Annotated in this window: 26 protein-coding genes; 23 read left to right on the top strand and 3 right to left on the bottom strand. The window is 63.2% G+C overall.

The annotated features are described in order from the left end of the window. Window positions 1-24 precede the first annotated feature (24 nt). Both mscK and selO read left to right on the top strand, forming a co-directional pair. Window positions 25-3,378, top strand: a complete 3,354-nt coding sequence (gene mscK / locus C1X29_RS21530) for a mechanosensitive channel MscK (RefSeq protein WP_085746445.1) — start codon at window positions 25-27, stop codon at window positions 3,376-3,378. Window positions 3,379-3,426: 48 nt separating this feature from the next. Next, window positions 3,427-4,890: a protein adenylyltransferase SelO gene (gene selO, locus C1X29_RS21525; protein WP_064382865.1), complete on the top strand. Its 1,464-nt coding sequence runs from the start codon at window positions 3,427-3,429 to the stop codon at window positions 4,888-4,890. Window positions 4,891-5,022: 132 nt separating this feature from the next. Here the strand turns inward: selO and C1X29_RS21520 are convergent, their stop codons facing one another. Together C1X29_RS21520 and C1X29_RS21515 are read right to left on the bottom strand one after the other, a co-directional pair. After that, on the bottom strand, window positions 5,023-5,424 hold the full coding sequence (locus tag C1X29_RS21520; protein ID WP_039766491.1) for a type II toxin-antitoxin system HigA family antitoxin: 402 nt from the start codon (window positions 5,422-5,424) through the stop codon (window positions 5,023-5,025). Further along, on the bottom strand, window positions 5,421-5,717 hold the full coding sequence (locus C1X29_RS21515) for a type II toxin-antitoxin system HigB family toxin (RefSeq protein WP_102718314.1): 297 nt from the start codon (window positions 5,715-5,717) through the stop codon (window positions 5,421-5,423). Before C1X29_RS21515 ends, C1X29_RS21520 begins: the two co-directional genes overlap by 4 nt. Before the next feature lie 194 nt (window positions 5,718-5,911). Between C1X29_RS21515 and trxC the strand changes: the two genes are divergently transcribed. Next, window positions 5,912-6,346 (top strand): thioredoxin TrxC, encoded by a 435-nt coding sequence (gene trxC, locus C1X29_RS21510; protein ID WP_102686828.1) that lies wholly within the window; start codon window positions 5,912-5,914, stop codon window positions 6,344-6,346. 7 nt (window positions 6,347-6,353) lie between these two features. Here the strand turns inward: trxC and C1X29_RS21505 are convergent, their stop codons facing one another. Then, window positions 6,354-7,124, bottom strand: coding sequence for a ParA family protein (locus C1X29_RS21505; protein WP_102718313.1), 771 nt, complete (start codon window positions 7,122-7,124; stop codon window positions 6,354-6,356). Between the two features lie 369 nt (window positions 7,125-7,493). Here C1X29_RS21505 and C1X29_RS21500 point away from each other — a divergent pair, with 369 nt between their 5' ends. Genes C1X29_RS21500 through C1X29_RS21405 form a run of 20 tightly spaced genes read left to right on the top strand, consistent with a single transcriptional unit; the run spans window position 7,494 to window position 25,468 of the window. Further along, window positions 7,494-8,219, top strand: coding sequence for a beta-ketoacyl synthase chain length factor (locus C1X29_RS21500; RefSeq protein WP_085746442.1), 726 nt, complete (start codon window positions 7,494-7,496; stop codon window positions 8,217-8,219). Next, the gene (locus tag C1X29_RS21495; RefSeq protein ID WP_085746441.1) at window positions 8,195-9,004 is read left to right on the top strand and encodes a 1-acyl-sn-glycerol-3-phosphate acyltransferase; all 810 of its coding nucleotides are present in this window, start codon (window positions 8,195-8,197) and stop codon (window positions 9,002-9,004) included. Before C1X29_RS21500 ends, C1X29_RS21495 begins: the two co-directional genes overlap by 25 nt. Then, entirely contained in the window at window positions 8,985-9,245 is a 261-nt protein-coding gene (locus C1X29_RS21490) for a phosphopantetheine-binding protein (protein WP_007952344.1), read from the top strand. Before C1X29_RS21495 ends, C1X29_RS21490 begins: the two co-directional genes overlap by 20 nt. Before the next feature lie 9 nt (window positions 9,246-9,254). Continuing rightward, window positions 9,255-9,509: an acyl carrier protein gene (locus C1X29_RS21485; protein ID WP_007947135.1), complete on the top strand. Its 255-nt coding sequence runs from the start codon at window positions 9,255-9,257 to the stop codon at window positions 9,507-9,509. Continuing rightward, window positions 9,506-10,051 carry a hypothetical protein gene (locus C1X29_RS21480; RefSeq protein WP_085746440.1) on the top strand — a complete coding sequence of 182 codons (546 nt, stop codon included), beginning with the start codon at window positions 9,506-9,508 and terminating at the stop codon, window positions 10,049-10,051. Before C1X29_RS21485 ends, C1X29_RS21480 begins: the two co-directional genes overlap by 4 nt. Continuing rightward, window positions 10,048-11,727, top strand: a complete 1,680-nt coding sequence (locus C1X29_RS21475) for an acyl-CoA synthetase family protein (protein WP_102718312.1) — start codon at window positions 10,048-10,050, stop codon at window positions 11,725-11,727. Before C1X29_RS21480 ends, C1X29_RS21475 begins: the two co-directional genes overlap by 4 nt. Further along, entirely contained in the window at window positions 11,720-12,454 is a 735-nt protein-coding gene (locus tag C1X29_RS21470) for a glycosyltransferase family 2 protein (protein WP_102686830.1), read from the top strand. The genes C1X29_RS21475 and C1X29_RS21470 overlap by 8 nt, the downstream gene beginning before the upstream one ends. Next, window positions 12,451-13,398: a glycosyl transferase gene (locus tag C1X29_RS21465; RefSeq protein ID WP_039766474.1), complete on the top strand. Its 948-nt coding sequence runs from the start codon at window positions 12,451-12,453 to the stop codon at window positions 13,396-13,398. The genes C1X29_RS21470 and C1X29_RS21465 overlap by 4 nt, the downstream gene beginning before the upstream one ends. Continuing rightward, the gene (gene hutH / locus C1X29_RS21460; protein WP_074689588.1) at window positions 13,379-14,923 is read left to right on the top strand and encodes a histidine ammonia-lyase; all 1,545 of its coding nucleotides are present in this window, start codon (window positions 13,379-13,381) and stop codon (window positions 14,921-14,923) included. The genes C1X29_RS21465 and hutH overlap by 20 nt, the downstream gene beginning before the upstream one ends. After that, window positions 14,916-15,341 (top strand): thioesterase family protein, encoded by a 426-nt coding sequence (locus C1X29_RS21455; RefSeq protein ID WP_085746436.1) that lies wholly within the window; start codon window positions 14,916-14,918, stop codon window positions 15,339-15,341. Before hutH ends, C1X29_RS21455 begins: the two co-directional genes overlap by 8 nt. Further along, window positions 15,338-15,940, top strand: a complete 603-nt coding sequence (locus tag C1X29_RS21450) for an outer membrane lipoprotein carrier protein LolA (RefSeq protein ID WP_102718311.1) — start codon at window positions 15,338-15,340, stop codon at window positions 15,938-15,940. Before C1X29_RS21455 ends, C1X29_RS21450 begins: the two co-directional genes overlap by 4 nt. Beyond that, on the top strand, window positions 15,924-18,263 hold the full coding sequence (locus C1X29_RS21445; RefSeq protein WP_102718310.1) for an MMPL family transporter: 2,340 nt from the start codon (window positions 15,924-15,926) through the stop codon (window positions 18,261-18,263). Before C1X29_RS21450 ends, C1X29_RS21445 begins: the two co-directional genes overlap by 17 nt. Beyond that, on the top strand, window positions 18,260-19,420 hold the full coding sequence (locus C1X29_RS21440; RefSeq protein ID WP_102718309.1) for a sodium:proton antiporter: 1,161 nt from the start codon (window positions 18,260-18,262) through the stop codon (window positions 19,418-19,420). The genes C1X29_RS21445 and C1X29_RS21440 overlap by 4 nt, the downstream gene beginning before the upstream one ends. Beyond that, complete coding sequence (locus C1X29_RS21435) at window positions 19,407-20,654, top strand: NAD(P)/FAD-dependent oxidoreductase (protein WP_102718308.1); 1,248 nt, start codon at window positions 19,407-19,409, stop codon at window positions 20,652-20,654. Before C1X29_RS21440 ends, C1X29_RS21435 begins: the two co-directional genes overlap by 14 nt. After that, window positions 20,651-21,376 carry a class I SAM-dependent methyltransferase gene (locus C1X29_RS21430; protein ID WP_102718307.1) on the top strand — a complete coding sequence of 242 codons (726 nt, stop codon included), beginning with the start codon at window positions 20,651-20,653 and terminating at the stop codon, window positions 21,374-21,376. Before C1X29_RS21435 ends, C1X29_RS21430 begins: the two co-directional genes overlap by 4 nt. Further along, window positions 21,376-21,858, top strand: coding sequence for a hypothetical protein (locus C1X29_RS21425; protein ID WP_007952358.1), 483 nt, complete (start codon window positions 21,376-21,378; stop codon window positions 21,856-21,858). Before C1X29_RS21430 ends, C1X29_RS21425 begins: the two co-directional genes overlap by 1 nt. Next, window positions 21,855-23,051, top strand: a complete 1,197-nt coding sequence (locus tag C1X29_RS21420; protein WP_102686838.1) for a beta-ketoacyl-[acyl-carrier-protein] synthase family protein — start codon at window positions 21,855-21,857, stop codon at window positions 23,049-23,051. Before C1X29_RS21425 ends, C1X29_RS21420 begins: the two co-directional genes overlap by 4 nt. Then, window positions 23,048-23,512 (top strand): hotdog family protein, encoded by a 465-nt coding sequence (locus tag C1X29_RS21415; RefSeq protein ID WP_085746429.1) that lies wholly within the window; start codon window positions 23,048-23,050, stop codon window positions 23,510-23,512. Before C1X29_RS21420 ends, C1X29_RS21415 begins: the two co-directional genes overlap by 4 nt. After that, window positions 23,505-24,233 (top strand): 3-ketoacyl-ACP reductase FabG2, encoded by a 729-nt coding sequence (locus C1X29_RS21410; protein ID WP_085746428.1) that lies wholly within the window; start codon window positions 23,505-23,507, stop codon window positions 24,231-24,233. The genes C1X29_RS21415 and C1X29_RS21410 overlap by 8 nt, the downstream gene beginning before the upstream one ends. Beyond that, window positions 24,233-25,468, top strand: coding sequence for a beta-ketoacyl-ACP synthase (locus C1X29_RS21405; RefSeq protein WP_085611127.1), 1,236 nt, complete (start codon window positions 24,233-24,235; stop codon window positions 25,466-25,468). The genes C1X29_RS21410 and C1X29_RS21405 overlap by 1 nt, the downstream gene beginning before the upstream one ends. Window position 25,469 lies beyond the last annotated feature (1 nt).

The following is a 25,469-nucleotide window of genomic DNA, read 5'->3' as shown; positions in this document are numbered from 1 at the left end:
CTCTCACTTGCTTGACCGGTCTCTATGCCTACCCTGCGCTCCTTTTTCCTCGCGGCCCTGCTGGGCCTGAGTCTTACTGTCGGCCCGCTGCAGGCCGCAGAACCGCCGTCCAGCGACGCCGTGCAGGCCAGCCTGGACAAGCTCACCGACAGCAAACTGCCCGAGGCCGACAAGAAGGCCCTGCAGACGGTCCTGCAAAACACGCTGAACCAGCTCAATAACCGGCGTGACTACGAACAGAAGCTGATCGACCTCAAGCAGCAACTGGCCACGGCGCCGAAGCAGACTATCGAGAATTCGCGCGAACTGACCCGCCTCAAGGCCAGCGCCGTAGTGCCGGTGGCGCAGCGCTTCCCGAAGGAAAACATCCAGCAGCTGGAGCAGATGCTCACCGAGCGCTCGACCCAGCAAAGCGATCTGCAAAAGGCCCTGGCCGACGCCAACAGCCTGATCATCACCGCCCAGACCCGCCCCGAGCGTGCCCAGGCCGAGATTTCCAGCAGCCAGACGCGCATCCAGCAGATCAATAACATCCTCAAGACCGGCAAGGACGCCGGCAAAACCGTCAGCGCCGAGCAGCGCGACCTGCTCAACGCCGAGCTGGCCGCCCTGAACGCGCTGATCCCGCTGCGCCGTCAGGAACTGGCCGGCAACAACCAATTGCAGGATCTGGGCAACAGCCAGCATGACCTGCTTTCGGAAAAGTCCGACCGTCTGGACCGCGAGATCCAGGAACTGCAAACCCTGATCAACCAGAAACGTCTGACCCTGTCGCAGGAAACCGTGACGCAGCAGTCGATCGAGGCCCAGAAGTCCGGCAGCAGCGCCCTGCTCGCCACGGAAAGCGCGGCCAACCTCAAGCTCTCCGACTACCTGCTCAAAAGCACCGACCGCCTCAACGAACTGACCCAACAGAACCTGCAGACCAAGCAGCAGCTGGACAGCGTGACCCAGAGCGATTCGGCCCTCGACGAGCAGATCAACGTGCTCAAGGGCAGCCTTCTGCTGTCGAAGATTCTCTATAAACAGAAACAGGCGCTGCCGCGCCTCAAGGTCGACCGCGATCTGGCGGACCAGATCGCCGACATTCGCCTGTACCAGTTCGAAATCAACCAACAGCGCGAACAGCTGAGCAATCCGGCGACCTACGTCGACAACCTGCTGTCCACCCAGCCGCCGGAACAAGTCACGCCACAACTGCGCAAGAGCCTGCTCGAGCTGGCCAACACTCGCGTCGATCTGCTGGAACGGCTGAGTCGCGAACTGAGCGCGATGCTCAACGAATCGATCACCCTGCAACTGAACCAGAAACAACTGCTGAGCACCGCGCAAAGCCTGCGCGCGACCCTCGACGAGCAGATGTTCTGGATTCCGAGCAACAAGCCGCTGGACACCGAATGGATGCGCGGCGTGCCGGAGCGCCTCAAGCGTCAGATCGACACTTTGCCGCTGGCCTCGAGCTTCAGCGAACTGACCGACGGCCTGACCCAGCGACCGCTGTTGTTCCTGCCGCTGGCGCTGCTGATCGGCGCGCTGCTGTGGCGCCGCAAGCAGTTGTACTCGCGCTTGAACAAGGTTCATCAGGACATCGGTCACTTCAAGCGTGACAGCCAGTGGCATACGCCACAGGCGATCCTGATCAATATTCTGCTGGCGATGCCGGTGGCGCTGGGCCTGGCCCTCTGCGGGCTGGCGTTGCAGATCGACGCCCGCGGGCAGAACGCCAACATGGGCGCGGCGCTGCTGCAAATGGCCCAGGCGTGGCTGGTGTTCTACACCGCTTACCGGATCCTCGCGCCGGGCGGCGTGGCGGAACTGCACTTCCGCTGGGAAAAGCCGCAGGTCGAATTCCTGCAAGGCTGGGTGCGTCGCCTCGGACTGGTGGTCATGGCGCTGGTGGCGGTGGTGGCGGTCGCCGAGCTGCAACCGGCGGCGCTGGCCGACGATGTGCTGGGCATGCCGGTTGTGCTGACCTGCTACGCCCTGATGGCGTGGCTGCTCAGCCGTCTGCTGATCAGCAGCCCGACCCACGAAAACGCCTCGCTGTTCCGCAAGGCTGTGGGCGTGATGTTCACTCTGCTGCCTATCGCGCTGTTCGTCGCCGTGTGCTTCGGCTACTACTACACCGCGCTGAAGCTCAGCGACCGCTTGATCAACACGTTGTACCTGCTGATGTTCTGGCTGGTGATCGAAGCCACGTTCGTCCGTGGCCTCGCGGTTGCGGCACGCCGTCTGGCCTACCAGCGCGCCCTGGCCAAACGTCAGGCCGCGAAAGAAGCCGGCGACGGCGAAGCGGTGATCGAAGAGCCGACCCTGGACATCGAAAAGGTCAACGAACAGTCTCTGCGCCTGATCCGTCTGGCACTGCTCGGCGGTTTCATCGCCGCGCTGTACTGGGTCTGGGCCGACCTGATCACGGTGTTCTCGTACCTCGACAACATCACCCTCTACGAATACACCAGCGGCACCGGCGCCAACATGAGCATGGTGCCGATCAGCATCGGCGACATGCTCGGCGCGCTGATCATCATCGGCATCACCTTCGCGCTCGCCCGCAACTTGCCGGGCCTGCTTGAAGTGTTCGTTTTGTCGAAACTCAATCTGGCTCAAGGCAGTGCGTACGCGACCACGACGCTGCTGTCGTACGTGATCGCCGGGGTCGGTTTCGTCTCGACCCTGTCGACCCTCGGCGTCAGCTGGGACAAGTTGCAATGGCTGGTGGCGGCGCTGTCGGTCGGCCTCGGTTTCGGCATGCAGGAGATCTTCGCGAACTTCATCTCCGGCATCATGATCCTGTTCGAACGCCCGGTGCGGATCGGCGACACCATTACCATCGGCAACCTCTCGGGTACGGTGAGCAAGATCCGCATCCGCGCCACGACCATCACCGACTTCGACCGCAAGGACATCATTGTCCCGAACAAGACGTTCATCACCGGGCAACTGATCAACTGGTCGCTGACCGACACCATCACCCGGGTGACCCTGAAACTGGGCGTCGATTACGGTTCGGATCTGGATCTGGTCAAGGAACTGCTGCTCAAGGCCGCCCGGGAAAACCCGCGTGTGCTCAAGGAACCCGAGCCGCACGTGTACTTCCTCAACTTCGGCGAAAGCACTCTCGACCACGAATTGCGCATGCATGTGCGCGATCTCGGCGACCGCAACCCGGTACTCGATGAGGTCAACCGCTTCATCAACCGCGAGTTCAAGAAGCAGCACATCAACATTTCGTTCCGCCAGATGGAGGTTTACCTGAAGAACCTCCACGGTCAGGAATACAAGATGGTGCCGATCGAGCCGGAAACCAAAACCATCGTGCCGGTCAGCGATGACCAGAAACCCTTGCAGGAACCGCCGCCGGCCAAACTCGACTAACCCGGCCATTCCCAGCAGAATGCTCGGACATTCTGCTGGAGCCGGCCCTTGAAAGCCCTCGACGAACTGACCTTCGACAACCGCTTCGCCCGCCTGGGCGATGCGTTCTCGGCCCACGTGCTGCCCGAACCGATCGACAATCCGCGACTGGTCGTGGCCAGCCCTGCGGCCCTGGCGCTGCTGGATCTGGACCCGGCAGTGGCCGACACCCAGGAATTTGCCGAGCTGTTCGGCGGCCACAAGTTGTGGGCCGATGCCGAGCCACGGGCGATGGTCTATTCCGGACATCAGTTCGGCGGCTACACCCCGCAATTGGGCGATGGGCGCGGATTGTTGCTGGGCGAGGTCTACAACGCCGCCGGTGAGCACTGGGACCTGCATCTGAAGGGCGCCGGGCAGACGCCGTTCTCGCGCATGGGCGACGGCCGCGCGGTGCTGCGCTCGTCGATCCGCGAGTTTCTCGCTTCCGAAGCGCTGCACGCGCTGAACATCCCGTCTTCACGCGCCGCCTGCGTGATCGGCTCCGACACCCCGGTCTGGCGTGAGAAACAGGAACGCGCCGCGATGGTGCTGCGCCTGGCGCCGAGCCACATCCGTTTCGGCCATTTCGAATATTTCTATTACACCAAACGTCCCGAGCAGCAGAAGCTGCTCGGCGAACACGTGTTGGCGATGCACTACCCCGAATGCCTGGAACAGCCGGAGCCGTATCTGGCGATGTTCCGCGAGATCGTCGAGCGCAACGCCGAACTGATCGCCAAATGGCAGGCCTACGGTTTCTGCCACGGCGTGATGAACACCGACAACATGTCGATCCTCGGCATCACCTTCGACTTCGGCCCGTTCGCCTTCCTCGACGATTTCGATGCGAACTTTATCTGCAACCACTCCGACGACCAGGGCCGCTACTCCTTCAGCAATCAGGTGCCGGTCGGCCAGTGGAATCTCAGCGCCCTGGCCCAGGCCCTGACGCCGTTCATCAGCGTTGAAGCCCTGCGCGAAACCCTCGGTTTGTACCTGCCGCTGTTCCAGGCGCACTACCTCGACCTGATGCGCCGCCGCTTCGGCTTCACCACCGCCGAGGACGACGACCAGCAACTGCTGGAACAACTGCTGCAACTGATGCAGAACAGCGGCGTCGATTACACGCTGTTCTTCCGCCGCCTGGGCGAAGAGTCAGCCGAACAGGCCGTCGCTCGCCTGCGCGATGACTTCGTCGATATCAAGGGTTTCGATGCCTGGGGCGAGCGCTATGTCGCACGCGTCGCACGCGATGGCGCGACCGATCAGGAACAGCGCCGTGCGCGCATGCATGCGGTGAATCCGCTGTACATCCTGCGCAACTATCTGGCGCAGAAGGCGATTGATGCTGCCGAGCAGGGTGACTATTCCGAAGTGCGCCGATTGCACGCGGTGTTGAGCAATCCATTCGAGGAACAACCTGGAATGGAGAGTTACGCGGAACGGCCGCCGGAGTGGGGCAAGCATTTGGAGATCAGTTGTTCCTCATGAAGCGCACGGTCTCCTGTCTTGGAGCCGTGCACCCTCCCGTCAGGCAACCTGCTAGATGACAGCGCCGGCTGAAAAAGCCGCGCGACATGCTCAGAGTGCAAAGGCCACGACTCTGAACACACTGGTTTCCTTTCAGATAAACACGTCCACAGGTAGCTTGAAGTGCTCGGCCAGCCAGCGGACCTGCCGCAGATTCAACTGGCGCTTTCCACTGAGGATTTCCGAAACAACAGACTGAGTCCCCACACCCGGCAAATCGCTCTGGGTCAAACCATGCTCACGCATCAAATACCCCAGTACTTCAAAACCGGGCGGTTTAGGCGTCGGGTGATGCACGCGATCCCATTCTTCAATCCAGTCACCGATGATATCCACCAGGCTCATCAAAGGATGAGACTCATCATCACCCGTCATTTCGAGCAGCTCGTCAAGGGCTTGAACGAGCCTGTCGTAGTCGTCTTCGCTTTTCGGCTTGCGCAGCAAGGGCGAAACGAACTCCCAGTGCTCAGCGGCTTTTTTGATCAGAACACTCATGCCTTAGCCTCCTTCCATTTACCGCGGTCATATTCGCGATGATCCAACACATGTCTGATGTACAACTTTTGAGGTCGAAATCTGACATAGGCGATCAACCTGAGCTTGTTACCGCCAATATCGAAAACATGAAAATCACCCACTTTGTCGACAGCTGGAAACAAGGCCTTCAGCGCCGCAAAATCTGGCGATTTGCTCCCTTTCGCCACTTCCAGCCAGTGGTCCAGTGCTGTAGCTGCGTTAGGCCATTTGGCCTTCGCTTCTCGTATTCGTTTTCCGGTGATGACATGCATGCAACATCCTTATCGCATTCTGCTATGGGGAGTTAATCACAGATCAAAATTATCGCAAGTTGCGATACGGCCGAGCAGACCAACGGACTAAGCCGGTTCATCTCAGCCTAGGCTCACAGCCAAACACTGCACGATTGAAAATATGAGCAAACGTCTCCAACTAGTAGTTATCAGCTCTCCACCGGATTCCGATCATGACCGACCCACTCCTCATCCCCTGCCCCTCCTGCAACGGCCTCAACCGCATTCCCGCCGAGCGCCTCAACGATCACCCGAAGTGCGGGCGCTGCAAGTCCGAGGTGCTGTTGAACAAGCCGTTCGAGCTCAAGCAAGGCGATTACGCCAGTCAGATCAAGGGTGATCTGCCGTTGCTGGTGGACGTGTGGGCGGAGTGGTGCGGGCCGTGCAAGTCGTTTGCGCCGGTGTTCGAGCAGGCGGCTGCGCAGCTGGCGGGCAAATGCCGGCTGGCCAAGCTGGACAGCGAGGCCAATCAGCAGTTGTCGGCGCAGCTGGGGATTCGTTCGATTCCGAGCCTGATTCTGTTCCGCAACGGCCGGGAAGTCGCCCGTCAGAGCGGGGCTTTCCCGTTGCCGCAGTTGATGGCCTGGCTGCGCAGCCAGGGCATCTGACAAGGCTTCAGGCGTCTTCGAGCAGGTTATGCAGTTCGACGAACTGTTGCGTCAGCTTGTGCCGTGGGTCGAGGTGGATCAGCGGCGTGTTGGCCTGATGCGACTCGCGCATGCGCACTGAACTGGCGAGGTAGACCGGCAGCACCGGCAGGCCCTCGGCGATCAGTTCGTCGAGGATCTGCTGCGGCAGGCTGGCCCGGGCCTGGAACTGGTTGACCACAATACCTTCGACTTCCAGGCCTTCGTTGTGGTCTTCCTTCAACTCGTCGATCTCGGCGATCAGACCGTACAGGGCCTGACGCGAGAAGCTGTCGCAGTCAAAGGGAATCAAAACCCGATCGGCGGCAATCAGTGCCGAGACCGCGTAGAAATTCAGCGCCGGTGGCGTATCCAGATAGATCCGGTCGTAATCTTCCGACAACTCGTCGAGCAGCTTTCGCAGCTTGTTGATCTTGTGCTTGACCTCAAGCTTGGGCTGCAGGTCAGCCAGTTCGGCAGTGGCGGTGATGATGTGCAGGTTGTCGAACGGCGTTTCGTAGATATCCGCCTGATTCTTTTTCGAGAACGGCCCGGAAGACAGGGTCTGCTTGAAGAAATCGGCAATGCCCATCGGAATGTCATCACCCGTGAGCCCGGTCAGATACTGAGTGGAATTGGCCTGGGCATCGAGGTCGACCAACAGCGTGCGATAACCCTCGCTGGCGCTTACCGCCGCCAGATTGCAGGCAATGCTGGATTTGCCCACGCCACCTTTCTGATTGAACACCACGCGCCGCATGACAAAACCTCCGTGTATCAAAGAATGACCGAGTGTAGTGGTGCCCGGTGCCGGTTCGCTACCTCGATGGGCACGGACTACAGAGTCGGGCGCCAATATCCCAATGAATACGGCGCAAAGACACCCGATGATCGCCGATTCGCCTGACAGACAGACACCCGACAATCTGGATAATGGCCAAGTGATAGCTCTTGCCGCGTACCATTCGGTTCATTTCGTCGTTCAAAATGTAACCAGCATTTGCTACACACTCGTCGCACCGGGATAATGCGCGCCACCCGGCGCCACGCGCCATGCCATTTCAGGCTAAATCAGCTCAGCGGCGACGTTGGCGAAACCGCGTCAACTCAGCCCGCAGGGGCGGGATAAATGTCCGTGATCAACTTCAACATCGCCCAATGGCGCGCCTGGGCTCCCGGGCTCGACAGTGTGGAAGCCTGGCAAGCCTGGAGCCGACAACCGGTCGTGCTCGAAAGCAGCGATGCCGCACCCGATGTTTCGTTTCTGCCGGCCATGCAGCGCCGTCGTCTCAGCCGTCTGGCGCGGATGGCGTTCAGTGTCGGCTGGCCGCTGGCCGACGGTCGGGAAAACCTGCCGCTGGTGTTCGTCTCCCGGCACGGCGAAACCCCGCGCACCTTTGAAATCCTCAGCGATCTGGCCAACGAACAGCCGCTGTCGCCGACCCAGTTCAGCCTGTCGGTGCACAACGCGATCATCGGCCTGTGGTCGATCATGCGCGGCGAAACCAGCGAAATGACCGCACTCGCTGCGGCTGGCGACGGCCTCGAACACGGCATGCTCGAAGCGGCCACGTTGCTGAACGAAGGCGCCCCGGCGGTGCTGCTGGTGATCACCGAGGAACAACCGCCCGAAGCCTATTCGACGTGGATCGACGACGTACCGTTTCCCTACGCGGTCGGGCTGTTGCTCACCCCCGGTACCGACTGGCGGCTGACCCTGAACAGCGCCCCCGAAGCACGGTCAAAAACGCAGTGGCCCCACGCACTGAATCTGCTGCGAACCCTGCTCGGTCAGCAACCCCATTGTCAACATGCCTGGAAGACTCGTCTATGGACCTGGCAACGCAACCCGTGATCGGAAAAAACCGCGACGCCTATTACTGGCGTCTGCTGGCCACTGCCACCAGCTTCGCCCTGTTCGGGCTCGGTGGTCTGTGCCTGCGCCTGCTGGTATTTCCATTGCTCGGTTGTCTGCCGGGCGATGCCATTACGCATCGCGAACGGGCACGCCAGACCGTCAGCCGGCTGTTCTGGTTTTTTGTCCGGTTCATGGCCCGTACCGGCGTGCTGACCTACGACATTCAGGGCGCCGAACGCCTCGGCCGTCCGGGGCAGATGATCATCGCCAACCACCCTTCACTGATCGACGTAGTGTTTCTCATCGGTCTGGTGCGCGGTGCCAACTGCGTGGTGAAGAAAAGCCTGTGGGAAAACCCCTTCACTCGCGGCCCGCTGCGCAGCACCGAATACATCAGCAACGACGGCAGCATGGACATGCTCGACGCCGCCGCCGGTGCCTTGCAGAGCGGGCAGACCCTGATCATTTTTCCCGAAGGCACCCGCACCCAGCCAGGTCAGGCGCCAGCCTTTCATCGGGGCGCGGCGGCCATCGCGCTGCGCGGTGCGAAAATCCTCACCCCGGTGGTCATCAAGGTCAGTCCGACCACCCTGACCAAGGCCGAGCCCTGGTATCGCATTCCCAGTCGCCGCGTGCACTTCAGTTTTCACGTCGGGGCCGATATAGACCCACAGACTTTCGCCGCGCAGGGGCCAGCGCCCCAGGCTTCGCGCAAGCTCAACGACTATTTGCACCAATTCTTTATCAAGGAGCTCGCCGAAGATGAGCGATCTAAACCGTGACATCAAAGAGCTGATCATCGACGCCCTGGGCCTCGAAGACATCAGCGCAGAGGACATCGGCGACGACCAGACGCTGTTCGGCGAAGGCCTGGGCCTGGATTCCGTCGACGCCCTGGAGCTCGGCCTGGCGATCCAGAAAAAGTACGGCATCAAGATCGACGCCGACGCCAAGGACACCCGTAACCATTTCTCCAACGTGGCGAGCCTTGCGGCGTTCGTCACGGCAAAACAGGCAGCTTGAGACCGGACCATGCAAACTCGTGACGACATCTTCAACACCCTGCGCGATGCCCTGGTCGAGCTGTTCGAACTGGACCCGGCTCGCGTGAGCCTGGAATCCAACCTGTATCAGGATCTGGAAATCGACAGCATCGACGCCGTCGACCTGATCGATCACATCAAACGCCAGACCGGCAAGAAAATCGCCGCCGAGGAATTCAAGTCGGTGCGCACCGTCAGCGACGTGGTCGAGGCGGTCTACCGTCTGGTTCAACCGGCCGCATGAGCCGACTGATCGGCCTCGGCCTGCTGCTGGCAGGCTTGCTGTATCCCTTTGCGGTGTATTTCGGCATGGAGCATTTCGCGCCATGGCAGTTCGGCCTGCTGCTGGGCGGCCTGTGGCTGGCCCGGGCGCTGACCGGCGAACGCAAGCCCGGCAGTTTGTGGATGGCCGGCGTGGCGATCGTGTTCTGCCTGCTGCTGGCGGTGTTCGACAGCCCTTTGCTGTTGCGCTGGTACCCGGTGCTGATCAGCGGCTTCATGCTGGTGCTGTTCAGCCTGAGCCTGAAATACGGCCCGCCGATGGTCGAGCGTCTGGCTCGCCTGCGTGAACCGCAACTGCCGCCCAAGGCGATTCGTTACACCCGCCAGGTCACCGTGGCCTGGAGCGTGTTTTTCTTTTGCAACGGTTTGTGCGCCGCCCTGCTGACACTGTGGGCGCCGCTGAACTGGTGGATGTTGTACACCGGCCTGATCTCCTACGGATTGATCGGCCTGATGTTTGCCATTGAATGGCTGATACGACAACGGGTAAGAGGTCGCCCATGAACTGGATAAAACTTGAGCAGCTGTTGCTCAAGGCCCTGCCGGCGCGCACGGTAACGAGCGCACCGGCATTCGATCATGCACAACTGTGCGAACAGGCCCTGAGCCTGGCGGCAGGTCTGCAAGCGCGCGGCGTGCAACGTCTGGCGGTACATCTGGAAGATGCCGCCGACCTGGCCGTCGCCCTGCTCGGCGCCTGGCGTGCCGGCGTCAGCGTGTTGCTGCCGTCTGATCTGCAAGTGCAGACCCGCCAGCGCTGGTCGAACGACGTCGATCTGTGGCTGACCGATCAGGCCGGTGACGCTCGTCTGAGCGATTTGCTGCAACCTCCCCTGCCCGCTGCCGAACTGGATCTCGACCAGTGCCGCCTGAGCCTGTGCACCTCCGGCTCCAGCGGCGAGCCCAAGCGCATCGACAAATCCCTGCGCCAACTGGCCAACGAAGTCGAAGCCCTTGAGCAACTATGGGGCGCGGACCTGGGTGAAGCCTGCATCCTCGGCAGCGTCGCCACCCAGCACATCTACGGCTTGCTGTTTCGTGTGCTGTGGCCGCTGTGCGCCGGGCGTCCATTCCTGCGCAAGCAACTGGCCTTCCCGGAAGACCTGCAACGCGCCAGCCGCGAGCACCCGGCCTTCGTCTGGGTCGCCAGTCCGGCGCTGCTCAAACGCATGGGCGACAACCTCGATTGGCCAGCCCTGAGCGTCGTGCGCCGGGTGTTTTCGTCCGGTGGCGCACTGCCGGCTGACGCCGCACAAAGCCTGCATCAACGCTTGGGACAGTGGCCGACGGAAATCCTCGGCAGCTCGGAAACCGGCGGCATTGCCTGGCGTCAGGGCGAACCGTTGTGGCAGCCGTTTGCCGGCGTCGAGTTGAGCCAGGACAGCGACGGCGCCTTGCTGATCGCTTCGCCCTACCTGCCCGCCGGGCATGTCGAACACACCGCCGATGCGGCGCGTATTCAGGCCGATGGCCGCTTTGAATTGCTCGGACGGCTCGACCGGATCGTCAAACTCGAAGAAAAACGTATTTCCCTGCCGATGCTTGAACAGGCGCTGATGGCCCACGACTGGGTCGCCGAAGCGCGTCTGGGCGTGGTGCAGGAAAACCGCGCGTCCCTCGGCGCCCTGCTGGTGCTCAGCGAATCCGGCCTGTTTGCCTTGCGCGAACATGGTCGACGCAGCCTGACCGAAACCTTGCGCCGTCATCTCGGCGACCATTGCGAAGCCCTGGCCCTGCCCCGCCGCTGGCGTCTGCTACGACAACTGCCGCTGACCTCACAGGGCAAATTGCCTCAAGCCGACGTCGAAGCCTTGCTGTTGGCGCCACGGCCAAAAGCACCGGAAATCCTGGAGCAGGCCGAAACCGAGGGCGAATGGAACCTGCAATTGAGCGTTCCGCCGGATCTGGCCTACTTCAGCGGCCACTTCCCCAAGGCCCCGGTACTGCCGGGCGTGGTGCAGGTCCAATGGGCGCTGAACCTGGGTCGGCAACTGCTGAACCTGCCCGGCGCGTTCGCCGGCATGGAAGTGCTGAAATTCCAGCAACTGGTGCGCCCCGGCGATGAAATCCAGTTGCACCTGCGCTTCGACCCGGAGCGCGGCAAGTTGTATTTCGCCTATCGCAACGACACCGCCACCTGCTCCAGCGGGCGGATTCTGCTGGGGACTGGCGATGCATAATCCTTGCGCAGTGATCCCGGTCTACAACCACGAAACCGCCATCGGCACGGTGGTCGACGCCCTGCTCGCCGAGGATCTGCCGTGCATTCTGGTGGACGACGCCAGCAGCAAATCCTGCGCGGCGGTGCTGGACGCGCTGGCCGAGCGCGAGCGGGTTCATCTGGTGCGCCTCACTGCCAATCAGGGCAAGGGCGGCGCGGTGATGACCGGTCTGCGTGAAGCCGCGCGGCTCGGCTTCAGCCATGCCTTGCAGGTCGACGCCGACGGTCAGCATGACTTGCAGGATGTCGCGCGTTTCATCGAAGAATCCCGCGCTCACCCCAAGTCGCTGATCTGCGGTTATCCGCTGTACGACGCCAGCGTGCCCAAGGGCCGTTTGTATGCGCGCTACCTGACCCACGTGATGGTGTGGATCAACACCCTGTCGCTGCAGATTCGCGACTCGATGTGCGGCTTCCGCGTGTATCCGCTGGAACCGACGCTGGGCGTGATCGACTCGGCGCGGATCGGCAAGCGCATGGATTTCGACTCGGACATTCTGGTGCGCCTGGCGTGGCGCAATCAGCCGATGCGCTGGTTGCAGACCAGCGTGCATTACCCGCTGGACGGCGTGTCGCACTTTCGCCTGTTCTACGACAACGTGCTGATCTCGAGCATGCACACGCGCCTGTTCTTCGGCATGTTGCTGCGCTTGCCCGTGATCCTCTGGCGACGGTGGCGCGCATGACCGTCGAGACCGACAAGAAGCACTGGGCCGACCGCGAAGAGCGCGGCAGTTTCCTGCTGATGAAATTCACCGCGTTCGCCGCCAAGGTCCTTGGTCGACGCCTGCTGAGTCCGTTGCTGTACGGCATCGTCCTGTACTTTTTCCTGTTCGGCCGCACTGCGCGGCGCAGTGCCTGGCAGTATCAGCAGCGCCTCGCCGACTGGAGCGGTCGCCACGAACTGCGCCCGACCCGGTGGCGAGTATTCCGCCAGTTCATGGCATTCGCCGATTCGCTGCTCGACAAGCTCGACGTGTGGAACGGCAAGCTGAAGATCGAGCAGATCGAAATCATCGACCCGGCGCTGTTGCGCAACCAGTTGCGCGGCAGTCGCGGGCAAATGCTGGTGGGCGCGCATCTGGGCAACCTCGAAGTGTGCCGGGCGCTGGCGGAGCTGGGCGAGAAAGTCACGATGAACGTGCTGGTGCACACCAAGCACGCCGAGCAATTCAATCGCCTGCTGGGCGAGGCCGGGGCGACCAATCTTCGACTGATTCAGGTCAGCGAGCTGGACCCGGTGATCATGCTGCAACTGCACGAACGCCTGGAGCGCGGCGAGTGGCTGGCGATTGCCGGCGACCGCGTGCCGCTGCATGGCGGGCGCAGCGTGACCGTGGACTTCCTTGGCCACCCGGCGCCGTTCCCGCAAGGGCCGTGGCTGCTGGCCGGCCTGCTTAAATGCCCGGTCAACCTGCTGATGTGCCTCAAGCAACCTGACGGCCACTATCGCCTGACTCTCGAGCCGTTCGCCGACGCTGTGGTGTGGTCACGCCGCGAGCGCGAACAGGTCATTCATCAGTGGGCCACCCGCTATGCGCAACGCCTGAGTCACTATTGCCTCGAAGCACCGTGCCAATGGTTCAACTTTTACCCATTCTGGAAAACCGATGACAACGCCAACTCCTGAGCCGGTCACCTTCGGCGAACGCCCTCTGCGCATCGAAGACGTGCTGGCCCTGGCCAACCGTCAGGCGCCCGTGCAGTTGCAGAGCGACGCGCCTTATCGCGAACGCATCGCCAAGGGCGCGCGGTTCCTCGATTCGCTGCTGGACAAGGAAGGCGTGATCTACGGCGTGACCACCGGTTACGGCGATTCCTGCGTGGTCGCAGTGCCGTTGCATCACGTCGAGGCGCTGCCGCGTCATCTCTACACGTTCCACGGTTGCGGGCTGGGCAAACTGCTCGATGCCCAGGCCACCCGCGCGGTGCTGGCGGCGCGTTTGCAGTCGCTGTGCCACGGCGTGTCCGGGGTGCGCATCGAATTGCTGGAACGCCTGCATGCCTTCCTTGAACACGACATTTTGCCGCTGATCCCCGAAGAAGGTTCGGTGGGCGCCAGCGGCGACCTGACGCCGTTGTCCTACGTCGCCGCAACCCTGTCCGGCGAGCGTGAAGTGATGTTCCGTGGCGAACGCCGCCAGGCCGCCGATGTGCATCGCGAACTGGGCTGGACACCATTGGTGCTGCGCCCGAAAGAAGCGCTGGCATTGATGAACGGCACCGCCGTGATGACCGGTCTGGCCTGCCTGGCTTACGCCCGCGCCGATTACCTGCTGCAACTGGCCACCCGCATCACCGCGCTGAACGTGGTGGCGCTGCAAGGCAATCCTGAACACTTCGACGAGCGCCTGTTCGCCGCCAAGCCGCATCCGGGGCAGATGCAGGTCGCCGCGTGGCTGCGCAAGGATCTGGCGATCGACGCACCGACCGCTCCGCTGCACCGTTTGCAGGATCGTTACTCACTGCGCTGCGCACCGCATGTGTTGGGCGTGTTGGCTGACAGCCTGAACTGGCTGCGTTCGTTCATCGAGACCGAACTCAACAGCGCCAACGACAACCCGATCATCGACGCCGAAGCCGAGCGCGTGCTACACGGCGGGCACTTCTACGGCGGACATATCGCGTTCGCCATGGACAGCCTGAAAAACCTCGTGGCCAACGTCGCCGACCTGCTCGACCGACAACTCGCGCTGCTGGTGGACGAGCGTTACAACCACGGTTTGCCGAGCAACCTGTCCGGCGCCAGCGCCGACCGCGCGATGCTCAACCACGGCTTCAAGGCCGTGCAGATCGGCGCCAGTGCCTGGACCGCCGAAGCGTTGAAAAACACCATGCCGGCCAGCGTATTCTCGCGCTCCACCGAGTGCCACAACCAGGACAAGGTGAGCATGGGCACCATCGCCGCCCGCGACGCCATTCGTGTGCTGGAGCTGACCGAACAGGTCGCCGCCGCCACGTTGCTGGCGGCCAATCAAGGCGTATGGCTGCGCGGCCGCGATGAAGATGCACGACCACTGCCGCCATCGCTGGCCGCCATGCACGAGCAACTGGCCCGGGACTTCCCGCCGGTGATCGAAGACCGTGCCCTGGAAGGTGAATTGCGCCTGTGCCTGCAACGCATCGCCGAGCAACACTGGAGGCTGCATGCGTAGTGCCGGAGTGCTTCACGCCGATACGGAAATCCTCGTGCCGTTCTTTGACGTCGACACCATGCACGTCGTCTGGCACGGCCATTACGTGAAATACCTGGAAGTGGCGCGCTGTGCACTGCTCGACAAGATCGGCCACAACTACAACCAGATGGTCGACTCGGGCTATGCCTGGCCGGTGATCGACCTGCAACTGCGCTACGTGCGCGGCGCGGTGTTCGGTCAGCGGCTGAACGTGCGCGCCAGTCTGGTGGAGTGGGAAAACCGCCTGAAGATTCACTACCTGATCACCGATGCCGAGACCGGTGAACGCCTGACCCGCGCCAGCTCGGTGCAGGTGGCGGTCGAGATGAGCAGCCGGGAGATGCAACTGGCCTCGCCGAAAGTCTTCACCGATGCCGTGGAAAGGATGCTGCGATGAATGTGTTGTTGAAATCCTTGGGGGCCCTGGCACTGCTGACGCTGTCGTCGCTGGCCAACGCCTTCGACCTGCAACAGTTGAGCGAGCAACTGGCGAAGCCGGACGTGATCCACGGCCAGTTCACCCAGGAAAAACACCTGCGCGCCCTGCCCCAGCCGCTGATCAGCAAAGGCAGTTTTGTCCTCGCCAAAAACCACGGCCTGCTGTGGCTGCTGAAATCCCCGCTGCAACAGGATTACCGCATCAGCGCCAAGGGCATCGCCCGGCGTGACGCCACCGGCTGGCAACTGCTGCCGAACAAGAGCGCCGGGGCCGAGCAGAACCGCTTGTTCCTGGCGGTGCTGCAAGGCGACAGCAGCGGTCTGCAACGGGATTTCGAACTGGCCCTGAGCGGCGATGCGCAGAAATGGCAACTGACCCTGACCCCGCGCTCGGTGCTGCTCAAGCAGGTGTTCAATCAGATCAACATCAGCGGCGGCGCGTTGGTGAACACCATCGAACTGCTGGAAACCCAGGGCGACAGCACCGTGCTGCGCATGCAGGACAGCACCGCCGGCCAACCTCTGAGCGACGCGGAGCAACATGACTTTGCCGAGTGAACGCAGGCTGCCCTGGCTGTTCCTGATCCTGCTGCTGGCGGTTGTCGCACTGGGCGCCTGGCAGTGGCGCGACGGTGCGCCGCTGTCGGCCAACCTGATGGAACTGGTACCCGGCACCCACCCGGACGCCCTCGAACTGCGCGCCGAACAACGCATGCAGGAGCCGCTCAACCGCGACATGCTGGTGCTGGTCGGTCACGCCGATCGCCAGCAAGCGGTCGCCATGGCCCAGACCCTGGGCGAGCAATGGCAGGCCAGCGGGCTGTTCGAAAAGGTCCAGTGGAACCTGCAAGCCGACCTGCCGGCCCTGCGCACGCAGTTGCTGCAAGGGCGGCTGGCGATGCTCTCGGCGGATGACCGACAACTGCTGATAGAACATCCCGACGCCTTTATCCAGCAACGGGTACAGGCACTGTTCGACCCGTTCACCGGGTTCAGTCTGGTGCCGAGTCAGGACGACTGGCTGGGCCTGACCGGGCGCATCCAGAACAGCCAGCCGCAACATGGCGCGGTGCAACTGGACATCGGCAGCGGCGCGTTGATCGCCGACGCCGACGGCAAGAGCTGGGTGCTGCTGCGCGCACGCACCACCGGCAGCGCCTTCGACATGAATCAACCGCTGCAAGTCGCCGCCCTGCTGCAACACAGCCGTGAGCAAGCGGCGAGTGCCGACGTGCAATTGCTGGCCGCCAGCGGCCTGCTGTACGCCGCCAACGGTCAGCAGCAGGCGACCCGGGAAATGACCTGGGTCGGCGGCGGCGCCACCATCGGCATTCTGCTGCTGTTGCTGCTCGCCTTCCGCCGCTGGCGGGTGCTGCTGGCGTTCATTCCGGTGCTGGTCGGCATGCTGTTCGGTGCGGTGGCCTGCGTGGCGCTGTTCGGGCACATGCACGTGATGACGCTGGTGCTCGGTTCCAGCCTGATCGGCGTGGCGGTGGATTACCCGCTGCACTACCTGTCCAAGAGCTGGAGTCTCAAACCTTGGCACAGCTGGCCGGCGTTGCGCCTGACCCTGTCCGGGCTGACGTTGAGCCTGATCACCAGCGCCATCGGTTACCTGGCGCTGGCCTGGACGCCTTTCCCGGCGCTGACCCAGATCGCGGTGTTCTCCGCCGCCGGTTTGCTCGGCGCCTACCTGTCGGCAGTGTGCCTGCTGCCGGCGCTGCTGAAAAACGTCGAACTGCGCCCGGCGCAATGGCAGCTGCAACTGGCCGAGCGTCTGGTGCGGTTGCGGGAAACCCTGCTCGAACACGTCAGGACGCCGGTGTTGCTGGCCCTGCTGATCGCCTTCTGCGTCGGTGGCCTGCTGCAACTGGAGAGCAGGAACGACATTCGCCAGTGGGTCGGCGCGCCGCAACGTCTGACCGATGAGGCGCAGACTATTGCGCGGATTACCGGCTACCAGCCGACCAGCCAGTTCTTCCTGTTGCGCGCCGCCGATCAGCAGCAATTGCTGGAACGGCAAGCGGCCCTGAGCGAGCGGCTGGATCAACTGGTCAACCTCGACAAGTTGCAGGGTTATCTGGCGCTCAATCAACTGGTCAGCCCGCCGGCTCAGCAACAACAAGTGCGTGAAGCGCTGAGCAAGTTGCCGCAGTTCTGGCAGCCGTTGCTGGAAGTCGGCGTGCCGCTGGCGGCGCTGCAAACTGAACTGCAACAGTTGCAGGCCCTGCCCGCCGAGGACATCGATGCAGCACTGGCCGGCCCCCTCGGCGAGCCGTACCGCACGCTGTGGCTGGGGCCGACCGAGGACGGCGTGGCAGCGATGGTCAGCCTGCAAGGCCTGAACAATCCGTCGCTGCTGCGGGTGCAGGCGCTGGACCTGCCCGGCGTGATGCTGGTGGACCGGCTCGGCGATCTGAACAAGGTGTTCGCCCAGACCCAGATCAGCGCCGCTGAGCTGAAACTCGCGTCCTGCGTGTTGATCGTGCTGGTGCTGATCCTGCCGTTCGGTCTTGGTGGCGCCCTGCGAATCGTCGCCCTGCCGCTGCTCGCTGCGCTGTGCAGCCTCGCCAGCCTGGGCTGGCTCGGTCAGCCGCTGACCCTGTTCAGCCTGTTCGGCCTGTTGCTGGTGACGGCGATCAGCGTCGACTACGCGATCCTCATGCGCGAGCAGGTCGGCGGCGCGGCCGTCAGCCTGCTCGGCACCTTGCTCGCGGCCGCCACCACCTGGCTGTCGTTCGGTCTGCTGGCGGTGTCGAGTACGCCGGCGGTGAGTAACTTCGGCTTGTCGGTGAGCCTCGGGCTGGCGTTCAGCTTCATGCTCGCGCCGTGGGCCGGGCGTCAGGCCCACGCGGTTGCCGTCACGGAGCCTTCAGCATGATGGTGGTGACTTTCTGGCTGATGGTCCTGGCGCTGTTTTTCGTCGCCACCCGGGTCGGCCGGCATTTCGGGCTGATCCCGATCGTCAGTCAATTGCTGCTGGCCAGCTTCGGCCTGCCGCTGCTGATGTACTTCTGGATCGAACCGGGCTGGCAACTCAACGGCGCCGAACTGATCGCGCCGGGCTGGCTGAAAAACCTCTACAGCCTGAGCTTCGCCCTCTTGCTGGGGCACATCCTCAGCGACGTGATCGACCTGCGCCTGGACCGTCAGAGCGTGAAGATCGCCCTGCCGAGTTTCGCCGTGCCGTTCACCTGCGGCCTGGCGACGGCGTACTGGCTGTTGCCGACGCAGCCGTGGATCAACTCGCTGGCGATCGGTCTGGTGTTCGCCATCACCGCGATCCCGGTGTTGTACCTGTACCTGCGCCACATCGACTACCCGCCCGCCGCCACCCGGCGTTTGGTGCAGACCGCGATCCTGATCGACCTGACCTGCTGGACCCTGTTCGGCCTCGCCCAGGGCAGCCTGCACCTGAGCAGTCTGCTGATACCGCTGGGGATGGCCTGCGTGCCGGTGCTGCTGCGGGTATTCGGCATACGCCGGCCATTGACCTACAGCCTCGGTTTTTTTGCGCTGCTGGTGCTGGCCGAACACTACAAACTCAACGCGCTGATTTTCGGCATCGGCTATCTGCTGTGCATGGCCGCGCTCAAGGTGCCACTGGTATTGCCGATCCCGGCGCACTGGATGAACCGCTTGCAGACGTGGGTCGCGATTCCGCTGATCCTGACTTTCGGCATCGTCCAGATCGACGTGCACAGCGCCCTCGCCAGCCTCGGCGCCGGGCAATGGGCAGCGCTGCTGCTGTTGCCGGTCGCCAGCAAAATCGTGGGCAACTGGCTCGGCCTCGGCTGGGCCGGCGCGTCGTTCGCAGGCGCCAGTCGCTGGCGCGAAAGCGTGCTGCTGAACATTCGCGGATTGAGCGAAATCGTCTTTCTCAACCTGCTGTTGCAACAACAACTCATCAGCCCGGCGTTGTACTTTGCGCTGATGCTGATGGGTCTGATCGCGACGCTGTTGCCGGCCTTCATCGGCCTGCACCGGGCGTCACTGAACCCTATTGCCGTACCCAGGAGCTCGCGTGCCAATCGTTGAAATGGAATCCCGTCAGGTCGTGATCATCGGCGCCGGCCCCTCCGGCGCCATCGCCGCCGCATTGCTCAAGCGCAAGGGGCACGACGTGCTGGTGATCGAGCGCCAGCATTTCCCGAGGTTCTCCATCGGTGAAAGCCTGCTCTGCCATTGCCTGGATTTCGTCGAAGAAGCCGGCATGCTCGAGGCGGTGAATGCCGCCGGGTTCCAGCGCAAGAACGGCGCGGCATTCGCCTGGGGCGAGCGCTACAGCGCCTTCGATTTTGGTGACACCTTCACCGCCGGCAAGCCCACGACGCTGCAGGTGCAACGCGCCGACTTCGACAAATTGCTGGCCGATCAGGCGGCATTGCAGGGCGCGGAAATCCGCTACGGCGACGCGATTGTCAGCGTCGATTTCGAACGCCCGCGACCGCAGCTGAATGTGCGCCGCGAAGACGGCAGCGAATACCGCGTCGAAGCCGACTTTGTCCTCGATGCCAGCGGTTACGGCCGCGTGTTGTCACGTTTGCTCGACCTGGAAGCACCATCGAATTTCCCGGTTCGCCAGGCCGTCTTCACTCACGTTGAAGACCACATTGATCATCCCGGTTTCGACCGCGAGAAGATCCTTATCACCACCCACCCGCAGCACCGCGATATCTGGTTCTGGTCGATCCCGTTCAGCAACGGTCGCTGCTCGGTGGGCGTGGTGGCTGCCGCTGAACATTTCGCAGGTCGCGACACCGACCTCGACGCCTGCCTGCGCGGTTTCATCGCCGAAACCCCGAGCCTGGCCAAGGTGCTGAAAAACGCCGTGTGGGATACCCCGGCGCGCACTCTCGGCGGCTATGCGGCCAACGTCAAAACCCTGCACGGCCCGGGCTTTGCGCTGCTGGGTAACGCGGCGGAATTTCTCGACCCGGTATTCTCCTCGGGCGTGACCATTGCCATGCGTTCGGCGAGCATGGCCTCCGCTGTGCTGCACCGACAGTTGCAGGGCGAAACCGTGGACTGGCAACGGGAGTTTGCCGAGCCGCTGAAACGCGGGGTCGACACTTTCCGCTGCTACGTCGAAGGCTGGTACGCCGGCACTTTCCAGGACGTGATTTTCCACGAGCAAGGCTCCCCGGAAATCCGCCGCATGATCTGCTCGATCCTCGCCGGCTACGCCTGGGACGAACGCAACCCGTTCGTCAGTGAAGCGCGCCGTCGGCTGAAGACGATCTCCGAACTCTGTGCAAGGGACGACACATGAATTACCTGAGCGACAACTACGTCGAGGAAACCCGCTTCGGCTTCTGGTTCCTGCGCAGCCACACCTGGCAACACCATGTGCTGCGCGTGGCGATCAACGATCTGCGCGGACTGTTCAGCGAATCGTTGCCGGCCAGTCCGGTGCTGCTGGATGCCGGTTGCGGTCAGGGCAAGTCGTTCGGCCACCTGCGCCAGACGTTCGCGCCACAGCGCCTGATCGGCGTCGATGCCGATCCGCACAGCCTGGAATTGAGCGCCGCCGAGGCCGCGCGTCAGGGCTTCGACGTTGAGCTGATCGGCAGCGACTGCGCGACTTTGAATGTCCCGGATTCAAGCGTCGACCTGCTGTTCTGTCACCAGACCTTCCATCATCTGGTGGAGCAGGAAAAGGCCCTCGCCGAGTTCTATCGGGTGCTCAAGCCGGGCGGTTATCTGCTGTTCGCCGAGTCCACCGAGGCTTACATTGATACGTGGGTGATTCGCTGGCTGTTCCGTCATCCGATGCACGTGCAAAAGAGCGCGGCGCAGTACCTGGAGATGATTCGCCAGCAGGGTTTCGAGTTCGCCGAACAGAACGTTTCGTACCCGTACCTGTGGTGGAGCCGGTCGAAGGATTTCGGTCTGCTCGAGCGTTTTGGTCTGCGCCAGCCCAAGCCCTTTGGCCAGCGGGAAGAAACCCTGGTCAACGTGGTGGCCCGCAAACCCTTCAACGAGGCTGTCTGATGTTGCGTGTTCTGCTGCTCGCCTGCGTTTTGCTGCTCGGTGCCTGCGCCAGTCAGGCGCCGCTGCCGGCCGGCAACCCGAGCCTGCCGCTGCCGATGCAGCTGCATATCGAGCGCCACCTGGCCGGGCAACAGCAAGACTGGTTGCTGGTGATCCAGCGCGAAGGGCCCGGCATCCGCTGGTCGATGATGGATCCGCTGGGCATTCCCCAGGCGCGTCAGCAGTTGATCGACGGGCACTGGCAGGCCGACGGCCTGCTGCCGCCCAACCCGGAAGCCCGGGAGTTGTTCGCCGCGCTGCTGTTCGCCCTGACCCCTGCGGGCGAGCTGTCGCGCAACTACCCCGACGCGCAGCAACAGGGCGGCCAACGTTCCCTGCCGGCGCGCTGGGACATCCGTTACACCCAACCCTTGAGCTTCGAATTGAACCTGCCACAAGGCCCACACTATCGCGTAACGCCACTCGGTGAACCGACGTCATGACCGCCTACCTCAATGCCCTCGGCGTGATCTGCGCCCTGGGGCGCGACAAGCAAGCCGTGGCACGCAACCTGTTTGCCGGCGACTGCTCGGGCATGCGCCGCGAGTCCGGCTGGGTGCCGGAGCGCGAGCTGCCGGTGGCCGCCGTGCACGGCGATCTGGCGCCGATTCCCGAAGCGCTGGCCGACCAGCGCAGCCGCAACAATCAACTGTTGCTGGAAGCCGCGTTGCAGATTCGCGATGACATCGAGCACGCGATCCAGACTTACGGCCGCGAGCGCATCGGCGTGGTGCTCGGCACCAGCACTTCGGGCATCGACGAGGCCAGCCGTGGCCTGGCGCACTACATTCGCGACCAGCAGTTCCCGGCCGATTACGATTACCGGCAACAGGAACTCGGCGCCCCGGCGAATTTCCTCGCCGACTGGCTGCAACTGAGCGGCCCGACCTATGTCATTTCCACCGCCTGCACTTCCAGCGCACGCGCGCTGATGAGCGCCCGACGCCTGCTCGATCTGGGCCTGTGCGACGCGGTGCTGTGCGGCGGTGTCGACAGCCTGTGCAAACTGACCCTCAACGGTTTCAGTGCGCTGGAAGCGGTCTCGGACGAGCGCTGCAATCCGTTTTCCGCCAACCGCAACGGCATCAACATCGGCGAAGCGGCGGTGCTGTTCGTGATGAGCAAAGAGCGCGGTGCAGGGCCGGGCATTGCCCTGCTCGGCGCGGGCGCCAGCTCCGACGCGCACCACATTTCCGCACCGGAGCCGACCGGCCGTGGCGCGCTGCAATCGATGCAAAAAGCCCTCGATCAAGCCCACTTGCAGGCCGGTGACATCAGCTACCTGAACCTGCACGGCACCGCGACCCAGCACAACGACGCCATGGAAAGCCTGGCCGTCGACGCGCTGTTTGCCGAAGGCGTGCCGTGTTCCTCGACCAAACCGATGACCGGCCACACCCTCGGTGCCGCCGGCGCACTGGAAGCGGCGTTCTGCTGGTTGAGCCTGAGTGCCGACAACCCCGACCACGCCTTGCCGCCGCACATCTGGGACGGCCAGGCCGACCCGGCATTGCCAGCGCTGAAGTGGGTGACCGCAAGCGAGCGCCTGGCGTCCATTGCACCGCGCTACCTGATGAGCAACTCGTTTGCCTTCGGTGGCAATAACGTCAGCCTGATTATCGGAGACGCCCCATGAGCCACTGGCCGCTCGCCGAACTGCTGCCCCACGCTGGCGACATGATCCTGATCGACCGGATCCTGAGCTTTGACGACGAACAGATCCACACCACCCTCACCGTCCGGCCCGGCGGCCTGTTCAGCCTGCCCGACGGCAGCCTGCCGGCCTGGGTCGGCGTCGAGTTGATGGCACAAAGCGTCGCCGCGTTCGCCGGCTGCCATGCGCGGCAGAAAGGCAACCCGGTGGAGCTGGGCTTTCTGCTCGGCACACGCAAGTTCGAATGCAATGTCGCAGCCTTTCCGGTTGGCAGCGAACTGACCATCCATGGCCTGCGCTCGCTGGAAGACGACAACGGCATGGGCGTATTTGAATGCCATATCAACGCGCCCGGCATCGAGGCCAGCGCCCGGCTGAACGTGTTCCGCCCGCCCCAGGCAGCGGACTATCTAGAGCAATCCAAGGAGTCGAACGATGACTGAATCAATACTGGTCACCGGCTCCAGCCGTGGCATCGGCCGCGCCATTGCCCTGCGCCTGGCCAGTGCCGGCCACGATATCGTCCTGCATTGCCGCAGCGGCGTAGCGGAAGCGCAAGCAGTGAAAGCCGAAGTCGAAGCGCTCGGCCGCACCGCGCGCATCCTGCAATTCGACGTGGCGGATCGCGAAACCTGCAAAGCCATCCTCGAAGCCGACGTTGAAGCCCACGGCGCCTACTACGGCGTGGTGCTCAATGCCGGCCTGACCCGCGACGGCGCCTTTCCGGCACTGAGCGACGACGACTGGGACGTGGTGCTGCGCACCAACCTCGACGGTTTCTACAACGTCCTGCACCCGGTGATGATGCCGATGATCCGCCGCCGCGCCGCGGGTCGCATCGTTTGCATCACCTCAGTCTCGGGGCTGATCGGCAACCGTGGCCAGGTCAATTACAGCGCGTCGAAAGCGGGCGTGATCGGCGCCGCGAAAGCCTTGGCGATCGAACTGGCCAAGCGCAAGATCACGGTGAATTGCGTTGCGCCGGGCCTGATCGACACGGCGATGCTGGATGAAAACGTGCCGGTGGAAGAACTGATGAAAATGATCCCCGCACAACGCATGGGCACGCCTGAAGAGGTGGCCGGTGCGGTGAATTTCCTGATGTCGGCGGAAGCGTCGTACATCACCCGCCAGGTGCTGGCGGTCAACGGAGGCTTGTGCTGATGAAGCGCGTTGTCGTCACCGGCATGGCCGGCATTACCTCGCTGGGCAGCGACTGGGACACCATCGCCGGCAATTTCGCCGCCAACCGCAGCGGCATTCGCCGGATGGACGAGTGGGATCGCTTCAGCGAACTCAACACACGCCTGGCCGGGCCCATCGATGATTTCCAGGTGCCGGCGCACTGGACCCGCAAACAGCTGCGCAGCATGGGCCGTGTTTCGCGGCTGGCCGTCGGCGCGGCGGAAAAAGCGCTGGCCGATGCCGGCCTGCTCGGCGACGAGTCGATCAAGGACGGGCGCATGGGCGTGGCCTGCGGTTCGTCCACCGGCAGCACCGACGAGATCAAGGCGTTCGGCAACATGCTGCTCAACTCGGTGGCCGAGGGCCTCAACGCCAACTCCTACGTGCGGATGATGCCGCACACCACGGCAGCGAACATCAGCATCTTCTTCGGCCTCACTGGCCGCTTGATCCCGACCTCCAGCGCCTGCACCAGCGGCAGCCAGGGCATCGGTTATGCCTACGAGGCGATCAAGTTCGGACGCCTGCCGCTGATGCTCGCCGGTGGCGCCGAAGAACTGTGCCCGACCGAAGCCATGGTGTTCGACGCGCTGTACGCCACCAGCCTGAAAAACGACGCGCCGCACACCTCGCCACGCCCGTACGACAAGGGCCGCGACGGTCTGGTGATCGGCGAGGGCGGCGGCATGCTGGTGCTTGAAGAACTGGAACACGCCCTGGCACGCGGGGCGCACATTCACGCCGAAATCGTCGGTTTCGGCAGCAACGCCGACGGCCAGCACACCACCCGCCCCGAACAAGTCACCATGCGCCGGGCAATGGAACTGGCGCTGGAAGATGCAGGCCTGGCGCCGGACGTCATCGGCTACGTCAACGGCCACGGCACCGCCACCGAACAGGGCGATGTCGCCGAAACTCTGGCCACCAGTGCGCTGTTCGGCGAACGCATGCCGATCAGTTCGCAAAAGAGCTTCCTGGGCCACACCCTCGGCGCCTGCGGGGCGCTGGAGTCGTGGTTCAGCATCGAGATGCTCAACCGCGACCTGTACGTGCACACGCTCAACCTCGACGAAGTCGATCCGCACTGCGGCAAGCTCGACTACCTGCGCGGCGAATTCCGGCAGATGAGCCACGAATACGTGATGAACAACAATTTCGCTTTCGGCGGGGTCAACACCTCGCTGATTTTCCGTCGCTGGCCCCAACCGAATTAAT

Origin of the sequence: Pseudomonas sp. GW456-12-10-14-LB2 (assembly GCF_002884345.1) — a bacterium.
Lineage (GTDB): Bacteria > Pseudomonadota > Gammaproteobacteria > Pseudomonadales > Pseudomonadaceae > Aquipseudomonas > Aquipseudomonas paraglycinae.
The sequence above is the reverse complement of the archived record's forward strand: the minus strand, read 5'-3'. Positions and strand labels throughout refer to the sequence as shown.